This window comes from uncultured Porphyromonas sp. (genome assembly GCF_902489635.1).
Lineage (GTDB): Bacteria > Bacteroidota > Bacteroidia > Bacteroidales > Porphyromonadaceae > Porphyromonas.
In genome coordinates this window covers 1-18615 of the sequence record NZ_CABUAN010000042.1, presented here as the reverse complement: position 1 = coordinate 18615, position 18615 = coordinate 1, and the positions used below count along the sequence as shown (strand labels likewise).

Below are 18615 nucleotides of genomic sequence, written 5' to 3'. Positions count from 1 at the left end.
TCAGGACAATCTTGCAAGCAAGATTGTGAGACTGTTGACTTTTGCAACAGTCTCACAGGGTTATTTGTATGAGGGCTGCTATGCGTCAGTTGTTGAGCATCTGCTTGAGGGCGTCGAGCTGCTTGAGGGCGTCCAGGGGCGTGAGGTTGTCGATGTCTAGCTCGTTGATCTTGGTGCGGACTGCCGTGAGGACTGGGTCGTCTAGCTGGAAGATAGACATTTGCATGCCTCCGCTCTGAGAGGTGCTGGGGGTGGCTGAGTCGGGGGCTTGGTCGCTCTCGGTGCGGTAAGCCTCTAGGTGCTGGAGCACTTCGCCAGCACGCGCCACGATCCAGGTGGGCATACCGGCCAACTTCGCTACCTGGATACCGAAGCTGTGCGCTGAGCCGCCTGGGACCAGCTTGCGGAGGAAGAGCATCTCACCGTCGATCTCGCGTGCCGAGACGTTGTAGCACTGCACCCGCTCGAGGTGGTCGGCCAGCTCGTTGAGCTCGTGGTAGTGCGTGGCGAAGAGCGTCTTGGCGCGTCCCTGCGTCGTGCTGTGCAGGTACTCGACGATGGCCCACGCTATGGAGACCCCGTCGAAGGTACTGGTGCCACGCCCCAGCTCGTCAAAGAGGATCAAGCTACGAGGGGTCAAGTTGTTGAGGATGCTGGCAGCCTCTTGCATCTCAACCATAAAGGTGGACTCGCCCACGGCGATATTGTCCGAGGCACCCACACGGGTGTAGACCGAGTCGACGATGCCGATGGTGGCTGAGGTAGCGGGTACGAAGCTTCCCATCTGCGCCATGATCACGATGAGCGCCGTCTGGCGGAGGAGGGCACTCTTACCGCTCATGTTGGGTCCGGTGATGATCATGATCTGGCAGTCGATGGGAGAGAGCCGCACATCGTTGGGGATGTAAGGTTGCCCCGCTGGGAGGGTTCGCTCGATGACTGGGTGGCGACCGTCAACGATCTCCAGGTCGTAGCCCTCGTTGAGCGTGGGGCGACAGTAGTCATACGCCTCGGCAACAGCGGCTAGCGAGGCTAGGACATCGAGCTGCGCTAAGATCTGAGCATTTTGTAGGAGTTGGTTGGCAAACTGCTGAAGCGTCCCGATGAGCTTCGCAAAGAGCTCCTGCTCTAGAGCTAGGATACGATCTTCGGCGCCGAGGATCTTCTCTTCGTATTCCTTTAGTTCTTGGGTAATGTATCGCTCGGCACTGACGAGCGTTTGCTTGCGAATCCACTCTTCGGGCACTTGCTCCTTGTAGGTGTTGCGCACCTCAAGGTAGTAGCCGAAGACATTGTTGAAGCCTATCTTGAGACTGGCGATGCCGGTGTGCTCCGTCTCACGAGCGAGGAGGTCGTCGAGGTATTGCTTGCCGGACTTAAGCAGACGTCGCAGCTGGTCTAGCTCTTCGCAAAAGCCCTCAGCGATGGTCTCTCCCTTGCCGATCTGCTGCGGCGCCTCGGGGTTGAGCTGGAAAGTGATTTGCTGGCACAACTGCGTGCAGGGATCGAGTAGCGAGCAGAGTGCCGTGAGGGTCTCCTCGCCTTCGTCTAGAGCGAGCTGCCGTATGGGGGCGATGAGAGCGATGGAGAGTCCGAGGCGGACCACTTCGCGCGGGGTGATGCGTCCCATGGCGACACGCCCCACGAGTCGCTGCAGGTCACCTATCTCCTTCATCTGGTCGGTGAGCTGGGTGCGCAGCTGCGGATTGTCCACAAGGTTTGCGACAATGCTCTGACGCTGTTGGATCGCTTGGAGCTCTTTTAGCGGGAAGGCTATCCACTGATCCAGCAGGCGAGCACCCATCGGGGTGACCGTTTGATCGAGGATCTGTCGGAGCGTGATGCCACCCGCATTCATCGGGGTGGTGAGCTCCAGGCTGTGAGCCGTAAAGCCGTCGATGCGCACATGTCGCTGCTCGTCAATGCGTACGATGCGGGTGATGTGGCCGATCTCGGTGTGCTTCGTCATGTCGAGATAGTGCAGCACGGCACCCGCCGCGGTGATCGCTAGCGGGAGGGTGTCGATGCCGAAGCCCTTGAGCGAGAGCGTGCCGAAGTGCTGCAGGAGACGCTCTCGGTTGTTGCTCTCGGAGAAGATCCAGTCGTCGTAGTCCGAGAGATGCCCCTCGGGCTGGAGAAGGCGTTGCAGACGGTCACGATGCTTGCGCTCGATGAGGATCTCCTTGGGGTTGTAGCCGGAGATGAGCTTGGCGAGTACCTGATCGGTGCATTCGCTGGCGTAAAACTCTCCCGTCGAGAGGTCGAGCAGTGCTAGGCCGTAGCGGTTCTCCCCTTTAGCTTCGGGGTAGACGGCTGCGAGGAAGTTGTTTTGCTTGCTCTGGAGGACATTGTCCGTGGTGACCACGCCGGGGGTGACGATCTCGGTGATGCCCCGCTTGACCAACTTATTGGTCAGCTTTGGGTCTTCGAGCTGATCGCAGATAGCCACTCGCTTGCCCGCCCGCACCAGCTTAGGCAGGTAAGTATCGAGCGCATGGTGGGGAAAGCCGGCCAGCTCGACATGCTGCGCGGCTCCATTGGCACGCTTGGTTAGCGTGATGCCGAGGATCTTGGACGCCTCGATGGCATCGTCGGAAAAGGTCTCGTAGAAGTCGCCCACACGAAAGAGCAAGATAGCATCGGGATGCTTCTTCTTGAACTGCAAGTATTGCCGCATCATCGGGGTCTCGGCGATCTCTTTCTTAGCCACGGGATAAATAGTCTATTAGGTCGTTATAGCCCCAAAAGTACCAAAAAAAAGCATACGCCTCGTCTCGGCAACCCCCTAAAGTAGGGGAGGAAAGCTAGAAAAGGAACTAGAGGAGTCCCTCTTGGCGGAGGCGGTCACGCACTTCGCTGGCGGAGGTGTAGCGCTCGATCTGCTCGATGAGCTGGCGCAGCTCGATAAGTTCGTCGCGCACTGCTTTGAGCTGGGCGATCGCCTCGGCACGTTGCTCCGCCTCTTGGGGGTTGTGTCGGAGAGTCGCCTTGGCACCGTCGATCGTTAGGTCGGACTCTCGTAGCAGGTGACGGATCAGCTGCAATTCGCGCAAATTATCTTGCGAATACTTGAGTCGTCCCGTGCTACTGCGACGTACCTGCACGGCAAAGGTGTTAACCCAGTAGCGCACCGTCGACTGCGCCTCCTCAAGCATGTCGGCCACCTCTCGGTGAGAGTAGTAGAGCTTTTTGCTGTCCATAGGGTCTTACGCTTTGCGGGGTTTGAGCTTCTCCTTGAGGTAGTGACCCGTGACCGAGTCGGGGCAGGCGGCGACCTCCTCGGGCGTGCCAGCCACCACGAGCTGTCCACCCTTGTCGCCCCCGTCGGGTCCTAGGTCGATAATGTAGTCGGCGCTCTTGATCACCTCCATGTTGTGCTCGATGATCAGCACCGAGTGCCCCTGGTCGATCAAGTCATGGAAGGCGGCGAGGAGCGTAGATATGTCGTGAAAGTGTAGTCCCGTGGTCGGCTCATCGAAGACGAAGAGCGTGTGCGGCTCGTGGTCACGACCGAGGTAGTAAGCGAGCTTGAGGCGCTGGTTCTCACCGCCCGAGAGCGTCGAACTGTTTTGCCCTAGCTGCAGGTAGCCTAGGCCGACACGCTGCAACCCCTCGAGGAGACGGATGATCGAAGTGGTTTGATCGGCTGGATACTTGGTAAAGAACTCAATCGCTTGGTCCACCGTCATCTCCAGCAGGTCGTAAATGTTGACCCCGTGGTAAGTAACCTCGAGGATATTCTTCTGAAAGCGTTTTCCCTCGCACGCATCGCAGACCAGCGTGATGTCCGTCATAAACTGCATCGGCACCTCGACGACGCCATCGCCCTTGCACACTTCGCAGCGTCCGCCCTCCTTATTAAAGGAGAAGAAGTAAGGTTTGTAGCCCATTTGCTTTGCCAAAGGTTGGTCAGCGTACAGTTCGCGGATCGGCGTAAAGGCATCTATATAGGTGACCGGGTTGGAGCGTGTGCTGCGCCCCACGCTGTTTTGGTCCACGTAAAGGACCTGCTCCACAAGGTCAACGTCTCCCGTCAGCATACGGCTCTGCGTCTCTCGAGGACGTGCATTGATGATGCGCTGTAGCTCCTCCACGAGTAGGTCGGAGATGAGGGTACTCTTGCCCGAACCGCTCACGCCCGTGACCACCGTCATGTTAAAGAGCGGGATGTCCACATCGAAGCCCTTCAGATTGTTCTTATGCACCCGGTGCATCGTCAGTTTGCGCTGCACTGGACGACGATGCTTGGGTACAGGTATCTCCTCGCGCCCCGTCAGATAAGCCGCCGTATAGCCCGGCGTCTTGGACGTTATGTCACTCGGTTTGCCGTGGTAGATCACCTCGCCTCCGAGGCGACCCGCATCAAGTCCCATATCAATGAGGTAGTCGGCCGCACGTATCGTTAGCTCGTCATGCTCCACGACGATGACCGTGTTGCCCTGGTCACGTAGCTCCTTGATGACCGAGATCAGCCGATCGGTGTCTCGGTCGTGCAGTCCGATGCTCGGCTCATCCAGTATGTACATCGAGCCGACGAGGCTGTTGCCCAGACGTGTCGCTAGGTTGATGCGCTGGCTCTCACCGCCCGAGAGGGTGTTCGACCGTCTGTCTAGGGTCAGGTAACCGAGCCCCACACCGTCTAGCGTGCGGAGTCGGTTGCGGATCTCCTTGAGCGGACGCTCCGCTATCTTAGCTTCCTCGGGATTCTCTAGCTCTTGGGCAAAGAAGGTCAATGCCTCCCGGATCGACATTTGCCCGATCTGGTGAAAGTTCTTACCCATATAGGTAAAGAGCAGGGCATCCTCCTTGAGTCTACCGCCGTGGCAAGCGTAGCACTCGCTTTTGCCCCGATAGTGCGCCAGTCGCACACGGTTCTGGATCTTGTAAATGTCTTTCTGGAGCATGGCGAAGTAGTCGTCGATGCCGTAGAGCGTTCCTTTGCCCCAGCCTCCGCCTTCGTGTCCATGCCAAAGCAGGTCACGCTGCTCTTGCGTTAGCTCAGCGTAGGGTGTGTGGATGGGGAAGTCAAAGCGCTTCGCCTCGTGCATGAAAGCTTTCGCCCACTCGGAAGACTTAGCCCCACGCCAGCAATCCACGCACCCCTCGTAGAGCGAGAGGCTGTCGTCGGGGATCACCCGCTCAGGGTCAATGCCAAGGATCGAGCCAAAGCCTCCGCAGACGGTGCAGGCACCCGCGGGACTGTTGAAGTTGAAAAGGTCTGGCGTAGGCTCTGTAAAGGTTCGTCCATCTGCCTCAAAGCGTGCGCTAAAGTTGCGCCGGCCCTCGCTGCTCCACGCTCCCTCACTATCTTGCCAGCGCAGGGCACAGGTCTCCCGCCCCTCGTAGAGCGCTATCTCGATAGAGTCCCCGAGGCGCGACTCGTAGCTGTCGTCGCCCGTGCGGACGGTCAGACGATCTACGATCAGCTGCACTTGCTTCGCCTCGCGTAGCTCTTTATTGCTCACATCTTCGATACGATAGATGGTGTCGTCGATGAGGACACGGTTGTACCCCTGCCCCTGGAGGAGCATCAGATGCTCGATGAGACGCCGCCCCTCAGGCGGATAGAGATCTGCTAGGATGTAAAGCTTGCTATCGGTCGGTATTTGGTGTGCCACCTCGACGACGTCGGCAGCGGTGTGCCGCTTGACCAGCTCGCCACTGATAGGCGAGTAGAGCTTGCCCACACGCGCCATCAAGACACGCAGGTAGTCATCGATCTCTGAAGAGGTGCCGACGGTAGAGCGTGGATTGCGACTGATCACCCGCTGCTCGATAGCCACGGCTGGCGGGAGGTTCTTGATCTGGTCGCACTCAGGCTTCTTCATACGCATGAGAAACTGCCGTGCGTACGACGACAGACTATCCACATAGCGACGCTGCCCCTCAGCGTAGAGCGTGTCGAAGGCGAGCGAACTCTTGCCCGATCCGCTCACACCCGTGATGACGACCAGCTCCCCACGCGGTATGTCGAGGTCTATACCTTTGAGGTTGTTGACGCGGCAACCACGGATTATGATGTCATTGAGGGGACTTCTTTTCATAGCTACTCCTTTTATCAAAGCAAAGATACGAAATTAGAGGTTAGAGATTAGAAGTTAGAGATTAGACCTTAGACCTAGGAGCACTAGAGACACTAGCACTCTGATCCCTTCTAACCTCTAATCTCTAACTTCTAATCTCTAACCTCTAACCTCTACTCGTCACGAGATGCCACAGCTCACGCACCCAGAGGACGAGCGAGGAGCCGACGAAGATGATGACCCAGTCGATAAGCTTGAGCCCTGTTACGTTGAAGAACTGCTGTATCCCCGGCACCTCGACCATCGCTATCTGACCAATGAGGATGATCGCGACGATGGTGAGCAGTCCGCGACACCCCTTGAAGTGAAGCGCACTGCGCCCTGTCTCGAAGGCGCGCGCATTGAAGAGGTAGAAGAAGTGGGTCATCACGAAGATCGTGAAGAGGAGCGTCTGCTCGTATGCTGAGACATGTCCCTTAGGGCCAAGCTGCATCGTGAGCAGGTCGGTCAGCTGCGTCACATCGGTGCGCTGGAAGATATAGAGCAGCACCAGTAGCATCGCAAAGAAGAAGCCTCCCACGCCAATGATCTCTCGTAGCATCGGCCTGTTGAGGATGAAAGCGTTGCGGTCACGTGGCTTGTCTTTCATCACACTCTCAGAGGGTGGTAGCGAGGCTAGCGCCATAGCGGCAAAGGTGTCCATAATCAGATTGATCCAGAGCATCTGCGTGACAGTCAGCGGGGACTCTGTGCCCATGAAGGCGCCACAGAGAACCAGTAGACAGGCGGTCACATTGACAGTCAACTGGAAGAGTAGGAAGCGCTGAATGTTTTGATAAAGTGAGCGTCCCCACATGACCGCCTTGCCGATACTGCTAAAGGAGTTGTCGATGATCGTAATGTCCGAAGCCTCCTTGGCAACGCTCGTACCATCGCCCATGGAGAGCCCGACGTGTGCCGCACGGAGAGCCGGCGCATCGTTGGTGCCGTCGCCCGTGACAGCCACCACGTGACCTTTGCTTTGGAGTGCCTCTACGAGTCGCTTCTTGTCCATCGGACGCGCTCGAGAGATGATCTTCAGTTCGTTGACACGTGCTAGGAGCTCTTCGTCAGAGAGCGCAGCAAAGTCCGGTCCCGTGATGATGCTATTCGCCCCATCTCGGCTGTCGTCCCACAGACCGATCTGACGAGCTATCTCGCGTGCCGTGCCGGAGGTGTCGCCCGTGACTACCTTCACATCGATCCCCGCGTCAATACACTCCTGCACCGCGGCGGGCACCTCTACGCGGACGGGGTCGGCGATGGCGACTACACCGATGAAGTGGAGCTTGCTGGCGGTCAATTGAGCTGACTCAATCACCGAGTCGCCCTCCTCGACCAATTGGTAGGCAAAGCCTAGCGTACGCATGGCGCGTCGCTGATACTCGGCCAACTGCTGCTCCAGCTCCTCACGGCTGACGGCAGACTCAGCGCATAGGTCGAAGACGATCTCGGGCGCTCCTTTAATATAGAGTACCCGCTGGCCTGGCAACGTGGCAGACGCAACGAGCGTCGCCATATATTTGCGCTCTGTGGAGAATGGTACCTCAGCGACCGCCTCCGCATGCTCTCGCAAAGAGCGGTAGTCGACCCCCTGACCGTGAAGCCATAGGAGCAGAGCGCCTTCCGTTGGATTGCCTAGCACCTGTGGATTGGCGGGGTCGGAGAGATCAAGCGAAGCGGTTGAATTGACCGCAATGCCCTCGTGGAGTAGATCCTGAGGGGTGTCGCCGTAGAGCTTCATCTCGTCAACGCTCATCTGGTTTTGCGTTAGCGTACCCGTCTTATCGGTACAGATGACGGTGGTCGCGCCCATCGTCTCGCAGGCGTGCATCTTGCGCACCAAGTTATTGGTCCGTAGCATACGACGCATACTGTAGGCTAGACTCAGCGTCACCGCCATCGGCAAGCCCTCTGGCACCGCCACGACGATGAGCGTCACAGCAATCATCAAGGTCTGCAGAATGTAAGCAAAGAAGGGCGTAGCCTGCTCCACAGAGCCAAAGATGTCGGTGCCGTTGGCGACAAGGTAAGCGACGATACGCCCCACGACGATGAGGGCTGCGATGCCGTAGCTCACCCTCGTGACCCATCGGCTCAAACCATCGAGCTGTTCGCTGAGTGGCGTCTTGACGTCATCCACGATTTGAACCGCTTCGAATACCTTGCCCTGCTCCGTTTTGTCGCCCACGGCGAGGACCTTGCAGATGCCGTGCCCCTCCATCACTTTGGTCCCTTTCATCACCTGATCGGTCGGGTAGGTAGCACTCTTGTCAAATTCCTCGGGATGAACGCTTTTGTTGCAGAATGGCTCTCCCGTGAGAGTCGATTCGTCCATCTGCAGCATCGTCGCCTCGAGTAGCTCGCAGTCTGCTGGCACCTCCTCGCCAGTGCCTAGGCGTACGATGTCGCCTACGACCACCTCCCGGCGTGGCACCTGCGTCACATTGCCATTGCGGATGAGGGTCACCAGCTCGTCGTCATGCACCTGATTGAGGATGGTGAACTCCTTGTCTGCCTGTAGCTCAAAGTAAAAGGCGAGCCCCGTAGCGAGCAGGATCGCCACGAAGATACCCACCGGCTCGAAGAAAACCTCGGCACCCTCACCCAGCCTAAAGTACTCGTAGCAGGAGATGCCGATAGATAGTCCGCCAGCAATCAGCAAGATGATGATGAGCGGATCGGCAAACTTCTCCAAGAACTGCCGCCATAGCGGTGCTTTCTTAGGGGGTGTCAGGATATTTGCGCCATGCTTCTTGCGGCTCTCCAGAACCTGCGCATCCGTTAGTCCTGTATAGTGGTGTCTTTCTTCCATTAGTCCGTGAGTACTTGGCAAAAGTACGGAAAAAAGCTTCGCCCCCCTAAGCTGTGTGCTTAGAGAGGCGAGGCTTTTCGTTATGCTCGATGAAGGTCTATTTCAGCACCTCATCAAGAAGAGCGTCATCCACGAGGAAGGGGATGGTGATGTGGTAGAGGTCGGAGTGCTCCTCGTTGAACTCGCGAGAGGTAGACAGCGCGTTCTCATTGCGAGCCCACGCACGGCGAGCTACACCGCCCATGACATCCCACGTCATAGCCTGACGGAGGATCTCGTCGACACGACGGCTACCATCGAGGACCATACCAAAGCCACCGTTGATCGCCTTGCCGATACCGACGCCACCACCGTTGTGCAGAGCGACGAGGCTCATACCACGAGCGCAGTTGCCCGCAAAGCACTGGACAGCCATGTCGGCCATGACGTTACTACCGTCACGGATGTTGGACGTCTCACGGAAGGGGCTATCCGTACCGCTCACATCGTGGTGGTCACGACCGATCATGATCGGGCCAACCTCGCCACGACGTACCATATCGTTGAACTTGAGGGCGATCTTCAGACGGCCTGCAGCATCCTGATAGAGGATACGCGCCTCGGTACCGACGACGAGCTGATTCTTCTCAGCGTCACGTATCCATATATAGTTGTCACGATCCTGCTCACGACGATCCGGGTCGATGCACTCCATAGCAGCGTGATCGGTCTTGATCAAATCTTCGTGGTCGTGGCTGAGGCATACCCAGCGGAATGGACCATAGCCGTAGTCAAAGAGCTCAGGCCCCATGATGTCCTCTACGTAGCTTGGCCAGATGAAGCCATCCTTGTCGTCTACGCCATTGCGAGAGATCTCCTGAATGCCCGCATCGAAGCAAGCCTTCATAAAGGCATTACCATAATCAAAGAAGTAAGTGCCACGAGCCACCAAAGCCTTGATAGCCTCGTAGTGACGGTGCAGACCCTTGTCTACCTCCTGGCAGAAACGCTCTCTGTCGTGTGCCAGCAGGTCGGTGCGCTCCTCAAAGGTGAGCGACACAGGGCAGTAACCACCCTCGTAGACAGCGTGACAGCTCGTCTGGTCGGAGAGTAGGTCGATGTGTACATTGTGCTCGACACAGTACTCCAGCAGGTCGACCACATTACCATGGTAAGCGATAGAGCAAGGCTCACCAGCCTTCATACCCTCCTCAGCAAGCTTGAGTGCCTCGGGGATCGTCTTGGCGATATGCTTCACCCAGCCCTGATTGTAGCGAGTCATGATACGAGACATATCCACCTCAGCGATGATCGAGGTAGCACCAGCGATGTCGGCAGCCTTAGGCTGTGCACCACTCATACCGCCTAGACCAGAGGAGATAAAGAGCTTGCCAGCGAGGTTGCCACCGCTCGGGATATGTAGTTGCTGACGACCAGCGTTGAGCAGCGTGTTGAACGTACCGTGTACGATACCCTGCGGCCCGATGTACATCCAGCCACCAGCAGTCATCTGACCATAGTTGGCGACGCCCATCTGAGCAGCTATCTCCCAGTCCTTGATATTGTCATAGAGACCGACCATCATCGAGTTGGTGATGATGACACGAGGTGCTGAGGGGTGCGAAGCGAAGAGACCCAGCGGGTGTCCGCTCTCGATGACGAGTGTCTGATCCTGTGTGAGCTCCTCGAGGTACTTGATGATGAGGCGATACTGGAGCCAGTTTTGGCACACCTGACCTGTCTCACCATAGGTGACCAGCTCGTAAGGGTAGAGTGCTACGGCGTGTGAGAGGTTATTGTGGATCATCACCTGGAAGGCCTTACCCTCGATACACTTACCCTTGTAGCTATCGATAGGACCAGCCTTGAGGTCACCCTCGGGACGATAGCGATAAGCGTAGATCTTACCACGCTCCTTGAGCTCCTTGAGGAACTCGGGTGCTAGCTCAGCGTGGAGCTCTTTAGGTACATAGCGCAGCGCATTCTGTAGTGCCACACGTGTCTGTGCAGGGGTCAAGCTGTAGCCCCTATCCGGTGCTCGACGGATGCCCTCCTCAAAGGTGGGGTACTTGGGCAGTGTAGCGTCGAGTGTAAACTTACAGGTTCTCTTCATAATTACTGGTTGCAATCTTAATTTCGTGTCCCACAAAGATACTAAAAACTCATCGATATGAGATTGTTGACTTTTGCAACAGTCTCGATATAGAGATATGACGATCTCCAACCGAGAGGTCGTCACAAGGCGCTATAAAAAGAAGCGAGCCGTCTAGTCTCTCTCTGAGTACTAGTCAGCTCGCTTGGAGTATGTCTTAAGGGAAAGGGTGGGGCAGCAGTCGGTTGCTGTCTGCAGATAGTGAGTCCTACACACCACTCTGAGACTGTTGCATAAAGGCGAATCGCTGTGTTGCTTTCGGGATTCGGCTTCGGTCACATACGGATGTATGCTCCCTTCAGACCTCACCCTCAGCGCCTTGCGCTTCATCCTTTCTGCAAAGTCTAGACAATCTTGCAAGCAAGATTGTGAGACTGTTGACTTTTGCAACAGTCTCCACTCTGCGCTAGCTCGAGTAGGTGCTGTATCATCTCTTGATGATGCGTGGAGCGTCTCGCTTGTGCGGCATCGTTTAGAGCCTGAGAGAGCTCTGTGGGGGTGAGATAAGGTAGTCGTATATCCATAGTCGTCTAGTCATGTAGTGGGGGAGGGTGATGCTGTCAGTCCTATGGGCTACAGCTTGCTCGATCCCCCTTACACAGACTAAACGCTTAGACGGGCGCAATATTGCGCTCTCGGATCATCTTGCGCAGATTGATCAGAGCATAGCGCATACGCCCGAGGGCTGTGCTGATGCTTACCTCGGTACGCTCAGCGATCTCCTTAAAGGGTATGTCTTCATAAATCCTCATCTTAAGGACCTCTCGCTGTGCTTCGGGTAGATCCTCCACACAGAGCGATATCTGGTGGTACAGTGCCTCCTGATCATCGAAGAAGTCCTCAGGGAGGTCACTCGCAGGTGTCAAGTCGAGGATCTGCTGATTGGCATCGTAGTTGGTCACGTAGAGTGTCCGCTTCTCCCGTCGGAAGTGATCCATCATCATATTATGCGTCAGGCGCAGGAGCCAAGCTTTGAACTTGCCCTTGGCATGGTACTTACCATCCTTTAGGGTACGCATTACCTTGATGAAGACCTCCTGAAAGAGATCGTCAGCGACATCGCTATCAGCGATAGTTAGATAGATATAGTTATGTATGTCAGTTTCGTACCGACGGAGGAGCTCTGCAAAAGCTCTATCACAGCCCTCACAATATTGGCAGACGAGCTCATCGTCGCTGCACGTACGGAGTGTGGTCATATAGAGAGTATCCTTTGTATTTATAAAAGGTAGCTATCTATCCTATAGGCTGTGATTACTTTGTGATTACTATTACACCGCAAAGTAACCAAATCTCCACGAGATATGCAAATCACGAGGAGCTTTAGGGTCAAAATAAAAGAAGGTGCGGGGAGCTTTAGTCCTCTCCAGTAAATATCTCGGAGGTCTCACCCGTTGCCGAGGAGACATCTTTCATCCGGAGGGTTAAACCGACTGTCTTTAAGAGGATCTTGAGGTCTAGTGCCAAGGAGAGGTGACGTACATACCACGCATCATACTCAAAGCGATGCTGGTAACTCAGCTTGTTGCGGCCATTGATCTGCGCTAAGCCTGTGATGCCAGGGCGCACCTCATAGCGTACGCGCTGTGCTGGTGTGATCTCTATCGCATCGCCCTCGATAGAGACACTGATGATCTCCACCTTCCTGCGCTCCGTAGGGATCTGTCGGTAAGTAGCCAGGAAGGGGCGAGGACCCACGAGACTCATATCGCCTCGTAGTACATTCCACAGCTGTGGTAGCTCGTCGATAGAGGTCTTGCGGATAAACCGCCCCATAGCGGTCAGTCGCTTCGCATCGGGGAGCAAATTACCTGAAGCGTCTCGCTCATCGGTCATCGACTTGAACTTGTACATATTAAAGAGCCGCTCACCTCGTCCAGGACGTGCTTGGGAAAAGAAGACCCCCGCCCCCTTATTGGCAAAGGACATCACCACGATCACCACAAGAAGCAGTGGAGACAGGATGATGAGCCCTAGCAAGGAGCAGATGATATCTAGTAGTCGCTTGATATAGTTACGATACATACCAGTCTATGCTACAGGGGGAAGTATGTGAGCGATCAAGCCGAAGAGCCAAGGGGCGCGGTGAGCTATGCGGATGAGCGGAGCACCCTTACGACCGGCATAGCGCATGAGGAGCTTGTGGTCTCCCGACTGCTCCATACGCTGCGTGTATGCTTTGAGTTCGGAGACCTTGCCATAGCGAGCGACCATGCGTAGACCTGCTCGATAAAAATCTGAGGCTAGCGTCAGGTAGACCGAGTCTAGATCTTTTACCTCATTGGCGCACTCGAGCAACCTAAAGGAACCCTCTAGGCGAGAGACGCCTCGGAGATGTAGCGTGTTGGGGTTGTGAATTGTAGACTCTGCTCTCTGGTAGTAGTAATAAGCTACGATAGGAACGAGAAGCACCCGCTTGGCAAAGGCTGTGTAGTGCCAGTAGAAGAGTGCATCTTCATGGAGCAACCCCTCCATAAAGCGTGCCTGATGCTCCTCCAGCATGGTGCGTCGCCACAGAAAGGGACAGACACTGCCCGATAAGTTGTGCTGCGTCAAGAGTGCTCTCCCGTCGGTACACTGAAGTTGATCAAAGTCATGTACCGAGCTGTCCATCCACTCAGAAGGGACCTCATCCTCTTCGCTGCGATTGCGCACGCCAAAGCAGAGCATATCGTACGGCTCCTCCGCAATGAGCGAGAGAAGGTAATCAGCTGCAACACTATCTACCCAGTCGTCGGCATCGACAAACCACACGTAGGCTCCCTGAGCCACCTCCAAGCCTCTATTGCGAGCGGCGGACTGCCCTTGATTGACCTGGGTGATGACGCTGATGGTCTGCTCTGGGTGCTGCGCTTGGTAGTCGGTCACCACCTCCAGTGTCTCATCCTGGCTCCCGTCATTGATCACGATGATCTCCAGAGCTGTCGCAGCGTTAGGGATAGCGACGAGAGAGTCTAAGCAACGAACGATGGTCTTTGCGCCATTATATACAGGTATGATGACAGAGAGGGGTAGTTCTATACTCATAGCTTCGCATCCTTAGGAATATAGCGCGCATTGACCTCTTTGCGCTCAGCATCACACCACCAGCCCCACTTGTTGAAGTACTTGACCATCGAGGAGATATGGTGACATAGGAGCTTGGCATCGTGATAAGAGCCTCGGCTGTGGACATGCGTGATCTTAGCTTCGGGATGACAGATCGTCTTAGAGATCTGTCCGATGCGCCTAGAGAGATCGATATCCTCGACATACATAAAGAACCGCTCGTCGAAGCCCCCCACACGCTCCAATATCTTCATGCGTGTAAACATGAAGCAACCAGACAGATAGGGTACCTCTACGGGCTCGCTATAGTCTAGCCAATGCATCTCGTAGCGCCTATTGATCTTGTTGCGTACCCACTGGCTGAAAGAGAAGCGACGCAAGAGCACATCCCATGGTCTAGGTAAGAGCTTGCAGAGCTGCTGCGGACGACCATCGGGGTAGGAGACAAAAGGCGATACGAGCCCCACCTCCTCGTGCGCCTCCATATAGGAGGTCAGGGTGTCTAGCACAGTCTCGTCAAAGCGTACATCCGGATTGATGATCACATGGTATCGTGCTCCCTGATCGTGGGCTAGGCGTATGGCTATGTTGTGCGCCTTGCCAAAGCCTAGGTTGCTCGGCTGATGCTCGTAGTAGATACGTCCGTCGCCGACGGGTAGATCTGCTAGGAAGCGTAGCGCATCTGTGGGCGAATTGTCAATCAGGTAGAGCTGCTTGTCGGTCACTACGCGTGGCTCTGAGGGCGTCCGAAAGAAGTCCTCAATGATCTGCTCCACAAAGAATGCATTGCTCTTGTAGAGTACTATAGAGCCAGTTGTTAACACCTAGTTATTGTCTACGCTAGTTATGAGTTATCCAAGATACTTTCGCAGGAGCTGCTGGTAGATGCGATGGTACTGCAGAGCCATGCGCTGGCCACCATACAGACGTCCCATCTCTAGAGCTTCTTGTCTATCAAACGTAACAGAGGGTGCTTTTAGTATACAATCGGCACACTGAGATACACTTCCTAGGTCAAATCGTAGAGCAGCCATCTGTGGTACAGACTCCAAAATCTCGCCAAAGATAGGCAAATTCGAGTGAATGACCACGCATCCCGATGCAACGCCCTCGATGACGTTGAGCGGCAAGCCCTCAGCATGACTAGCCGTGATCAAGGCATCTGAGGCTCCTAGGTACTCCGCCACACAATCGGTAAAGCCGACAAACTGAACCTGCTCACCTAGGGGCTTCGCTAGATGCTTGCAGCGTCGCTCTAGAGGGCCCTTGCCGAGGATCAGAAGACGTAAGTCACTCGGTAGCTGGTGCCGCCTCTTCAGACGGCGCAAGGCGCGCAGGATCAGCTCTGGGTCTTTGCGCTTGATGAGTCCCCCGCAATAGGTGATGATATAGCCCTGCTCGGGGAGCGCTAGCTGGCGACGCAGCTGCGCCTTTTCGGTGGGAGTAACGGGAGGCGTGAAGCGTTCGTTGTCTATCCCATTGGGAGCGACATAGACACTGACCTTGGTGGGGAGCGACTTGCGGTAGTAGTCACGACAGACGTGCGAGACGCAGACCACCTCACGGTGACGAGACAAGGCGCGCATCAGGCGACGACACATATAGCCTCCGATCAGACGCCCCTTGCCGTAGGTGAAGTCAAGCTTAGCGATGTTGTGCTGGGTCGTCAGCAGTATGTATCGATGAGTCAGATAGCTGGTGACGATGTCTGGCTGGTAGGTGTGACTATGCACCAGTGTGATGTTGTAGTGCTGTAGGCACTCGTCGAGCAGCCTTGCCGCAGAGCGGGGAAATAGCTCTAGCTGCCCCCGTGTGAAGCCTAGCTCGATGATCTCGCATCCCAGTGCTTGCAGCTCGTCAGCCATCGCCTCGCCCTGAGGCTCTAGAGAGCAGAGCTGTATGATGTAAGGCTTGTAGTAGCCCTCGGGTAGTCCTGCAACGATGTCTCGCACCACAAAGAGAGGACCTTGCGGACGGATCTGATTCACCACAAAGGCAATCGCTCTAGGCGATGTAGGCTCATTGGTTACCATAGCGTAGGGGTATAGATGTAGTCGTCATAGATCCAGCGGTAGGTATGGAGGGAGCTACCTGGATCCATCACATTGTTGACCGTAAAGAGGAAGTAAAGAATCATCACGCCAGCAATAGTCAGCTGATACCATCGATCTTTTACCGATAGCAGGAGGTTAGGCAGTGCCACGCAGATCATAATGCCTGGATTGTACATAAAGCGCATAGCCACGCTTGAGGAGAGGGTACAGTTGTAGATCATACTGCTGAAAGCGATGAGCAGGATCGCTAGACAAGTCACCCGGTCACGCTCCTTATCTAGATAGAGCGACCCGATGAGTAGTAGGACAGCCATCCCGTTTTGGGTCAATATGTTGACCCATCCTTGGTGTGTGTCCAATCCCTGAGTGGATATGTAGAAGGCGTACCGCTCTGGCAGTATTGGCTCCAGCGCACTTCCGATCGCCTTAAAGAGCGGGCCCCCCACGGCGAGCGTCACTACAAGCAGGGCTGTCAAGACACGCCAGTCCCATCGTATCGACATCAGCGGTAAGAGGATAAACCAGATCACCGAGGAGCTGTGTACCAGACAGGAGAGGACCACCCAAAGGAAGAAACGCCAGTAGCGTCGCTCCACATAAAGATGAAAGGCGGCAAAGGTGATCATCAGGGCGAGACACTGTCGCACTCCATTGAGTGTCTCTAGGTAGCCCGTATTGAAGAGGACAAAGAAAAGAATCCCTAGCGGATAGGAGATGGAGAGACGCCGTATGCCCCGAAAGAATAGAGCGATCGTAATGGCCGAGGTGAGCATCATGAAGGAGCGAAAGCTCAGCCCCACAGCGTGCATCCCCAGTATCAAGCCTCGCCACAACGGCTCAAAAGCTTGAAAGGATTCGGACTTGATCCAGTTGTACCCGTTCTCATACACCTCGTAGTCCTGCCCCAGTCCGACACGCAGACCAGCGAAGCCGACCAGCAGGGCAAAGGTGAAGAGCTGGTATAGCCCCTCGAAGCGCTGGTCTCTGTAGTACAGCGCGGTAAAGAGGAGCAGTAAGCTCAGTAAGATGATGTAGGGGGTCACAGGCCTATGTACTCTTTGATACGACCTTGATGATACTTCGTGCGCTTGTTATAGGGTGTCGCAAAGACACCCATATTCCACAGCTCTCGCAGTAGCGGTACGAGGGTCGCACGGCTTGTCTCGTCCTGCACCCTATAGAGTTGCTTGGAGATGCGGTCGCATAAGACCGCCCAGAGACATTGCTGCTCCCAGCACCTCCGCTGAACTTCAGATGCCGTCGTGGCATACTGCGGGAAGGTGTGGCGGATGCCAGCGATCCAGTGAGTCATCTTGTGGCACTCTGTCGAGGCACTCGTGATAGACTCCTTATTATAGTAGTAATAGTAAAGCGGTAGCTGCGTGATGGTGACACGTGGGGAGCGGAGCATCAGGTCACTCCACCAGGGAAAGTCTTCAAACTTCAGCCCCTCCACAAAAGGAGTCTCTACCGCTAGCTCCCGGCGTACTAGATGACGCCAAGCGTAGAAGTAGCGGATGGGATCCGTGACGCCATCGTGCCAGCGATGATTCGTCGCATGTCTTATCACCTCCGTCGTGCAGACCGCATGTACCTTACTCAGATTGTAGCGGTGAGACATGCTCCAGGGCACTACATCGTCATAAGGCTGTCCCAGCTTAGCGCGCAGGAGCAGCCGACGCTTGTAGATCATATCAGGCACCCACGATACGATGTCAGATCTATCACGCTCTGCCAGAGCCACTGCCAGTTCGAAGGTCTGCGGGTGGATGAAGTCGTCCGAGTCCACATAGTTGACATACTTGCCTCGCGCCCAGGCGGTCCCGGCATTGCGTGCAGAGGAGAGGCCTCCGTTTTCCTTCGTTAGGATACGGAAGCGGCTATCACGCTCGGCATACTCTGCGAGTATGCTTGCCGACCTGTCAGGGCTGCCGTCATCAACGCAGATCGCCTCCCAGTCAGACATCGTCTGCCCTAGTATGCTGTCTAGACAGCGACGAAGGTACCGCTCGATATTGTAGACAGGCACGATGACCGACACCTGGGGCGTATGGGCTACTGCGGGTTCTTGTGGTAAAGACATCTCGTAGAGAATAAAGGGATGAGCAACATGTTCTTAACCGCAAAGATACGAAATTAGAGGTTAGAGGCTAGAGATTAGAGGTTAGAGATTAGAGGCTAGAAGTCCGATCATACCGATAGCTCCAATCACTCCGATGGTTCCAATAGCTCTGATCACTCCAGCCAACAGCCAAAAAAAAACAGGGCAAACTCAACGCCAGCTCGTTACAATAATTTAGAGACGACTACATATCGAAACGGCGCCGTGTCGGGGAAAACTGATTTCCACGTGGATATTTCGAAATATCCACGTGGAGAATTTTTATTTCCCAGGTAGGAAATAAAAAATTCCTCGGAGGAATGAAATGAAACTTCGGAGGAAATGAATCACGCCCACGTGGAAAATAAAAAATATCCACGTGGAGATTTGAGATTCTCCACGTG

Annotated in this window: 13 protein-coding genes; all 13 read right to left on the bottom strand. The window is 55.3% G+C overall.

Translation table 11 applies throughout. From position 1 onward, the window contains the following. Positions 1-85 precede the first annotated feature (85 nt). Positions 86-2680: a DNA mismatch repair protein MutS gene (mutS, locus tag RDM37_RS07555; RefSeq protein WP_308556399.1), complete on the bottom strand. Its 2595-nt coding sequence runs from the start codon at positions 2678-2680 to the stop codon at positions 86-88. A gap of 136 nt (positions 2681-2816) precedes the next feature. Further along, positions 2817-3200 (bottom strand): MerR family transcriptional regulator, encoded by a 384-nt coding sequence (locus RDM37_RS07550; RefSeq protein WP_308556397.1) that lies wholly within the window; start codon positions 3198-3200, stop codon positions 2817-2819. Positions 3201-3206: 6 nt separating this feature from the next. After that, positions 3207-6044 carry an excinuclease ABC subunit UvrA gene (gene uvrA / locus RDM37_RS07545; RefSeq protein ID WP_308556395.1) on the bottom strand — a complete coding sequence of 946 codons (2838 nt, stop codon included), beginning with the start codon at positions 6042-6044 and terminating at the stop codon, positions 3207-3209. A 145-nt stretch (positions 6045-6189) separates the two neighbouring features. Continuing rightward, the gene (locus tag RDM37_RS07540; protein ID WP_308556393.1) at positions 6190-8877 is read right to left on the bottom strand and encodes a calcium-translocating P-type ATPase, PMCA-type; all 2688 of its coding nucleotides are present in this window, start codon (positions 8875-8877) and stop codon (positions 6190-6192) included. A gap of 97 nt (positions 8878-8974) precedes the next feature. Beyond that, positions 8975-10969: a urocanate hydratase gene (locus tag RDM37_RS07535; protein ID WP_308556391.1), complete on the bottom strand. Its 1995-nt coding sequence runs from the start codon at positions 10967-10969 to the stop codon at positions 8975-8977. 383 nt (positions 10970-11352) lie between these two features. Then, positions 11353-11532, bottom strand: a complete 180-nt coding sequence (locus RDM37_RS07530) for a hypothetical protein (protein WP_298542542.1) — start codon at positions 11530-11532, stop codon at positions 11353-11355. An 87-nt stretch (positions 11533-11619) separates the two neighbouring features. Further along, a complete protein-coding gene (locus RDM37_RS07525; RefSeq protein WP_308556389.1) occupies positions 11620-12207 on the bottom strand; it encodes a sigma-70 family RNA polymerase sigma factor in 588 nt (195 codons plus the stop codon). 157 nt (positions 12208-12364) lie between these two features. Beyond that, on the bottom strand, positions 12365-13033 hold the full coding sequence (locus RDM37_RS07520) for a sugar transferase (RefSeq protein WP_308556387.1): 669 nt from the start codon (positions 13031-13033) through the stop codon (positions 12365-12367). Positions 13034-13039: 6 nt separating this feature from the next. Further along, complete coding sequence (locus RDM37_RS07515) at positions 13040-14035, bottom strand: glycosyltransferase (RefSeq protein WP_308556385.1); 996 nt, start codon at positions 14033-14035, stop codon at positions 13040-13042. Further along, a complete protein-coding gene (locus RDM37_RS07510) occupies positions 14032-14832 on the bottom strand; it encodes a glycosyltransferase (RefSeq protein ID WP_308556383.1) in 801 nt (266 codons plus the stop codon). Before RDM37_RS07510 ends, RDM37_RS07515 begins: the two co-directional genes overlap by 4 nt. Positions 14833-14907: 75 nt before the next feature. Beyond that, positions 14908-16089, bottom strand: coding sequence for a glycosyltransferase family 4 protein (locus RDM37_RS07505; RefSeq protein ID WP_308556381.1), 1182 nt, complete (start codon positions 16087-16089; stop codon positions 14908-14910). Beyond that, the gene (locus RDM37_RS07500) at positions 16083-17153 is read right to left on the bottom strand and encodes an EpsG family protein (RefSeq protein WP_308556379.1); all 1071 of its coding nucleotides are present in this window, start codon (positions 17151-17153) and stop codon (positions 16083-16085) included. Before RDM37_RS07500 ends, RDM37_RS07505 begins: the two co-directional genes overlap by 7 nt. After that, the gene (locus RDM37_RS07495) at positions 17150-18193 is read right to left on the bottom strand and encodes a glycosyltransferase (RefSeq protein ID WP_308556376.1); all 1044 of its coding nucleotides are present in this window, start codon (positions 18191-18193) and stop codon (positions 17150-17152) included. The genes RDM37_RS07500 and RDM37_RS07495 overlap by 4 nt, the downstream gene beginning before the upstream one ends. Positions 18194-18615: the final 422 nt, after the last annotated feature.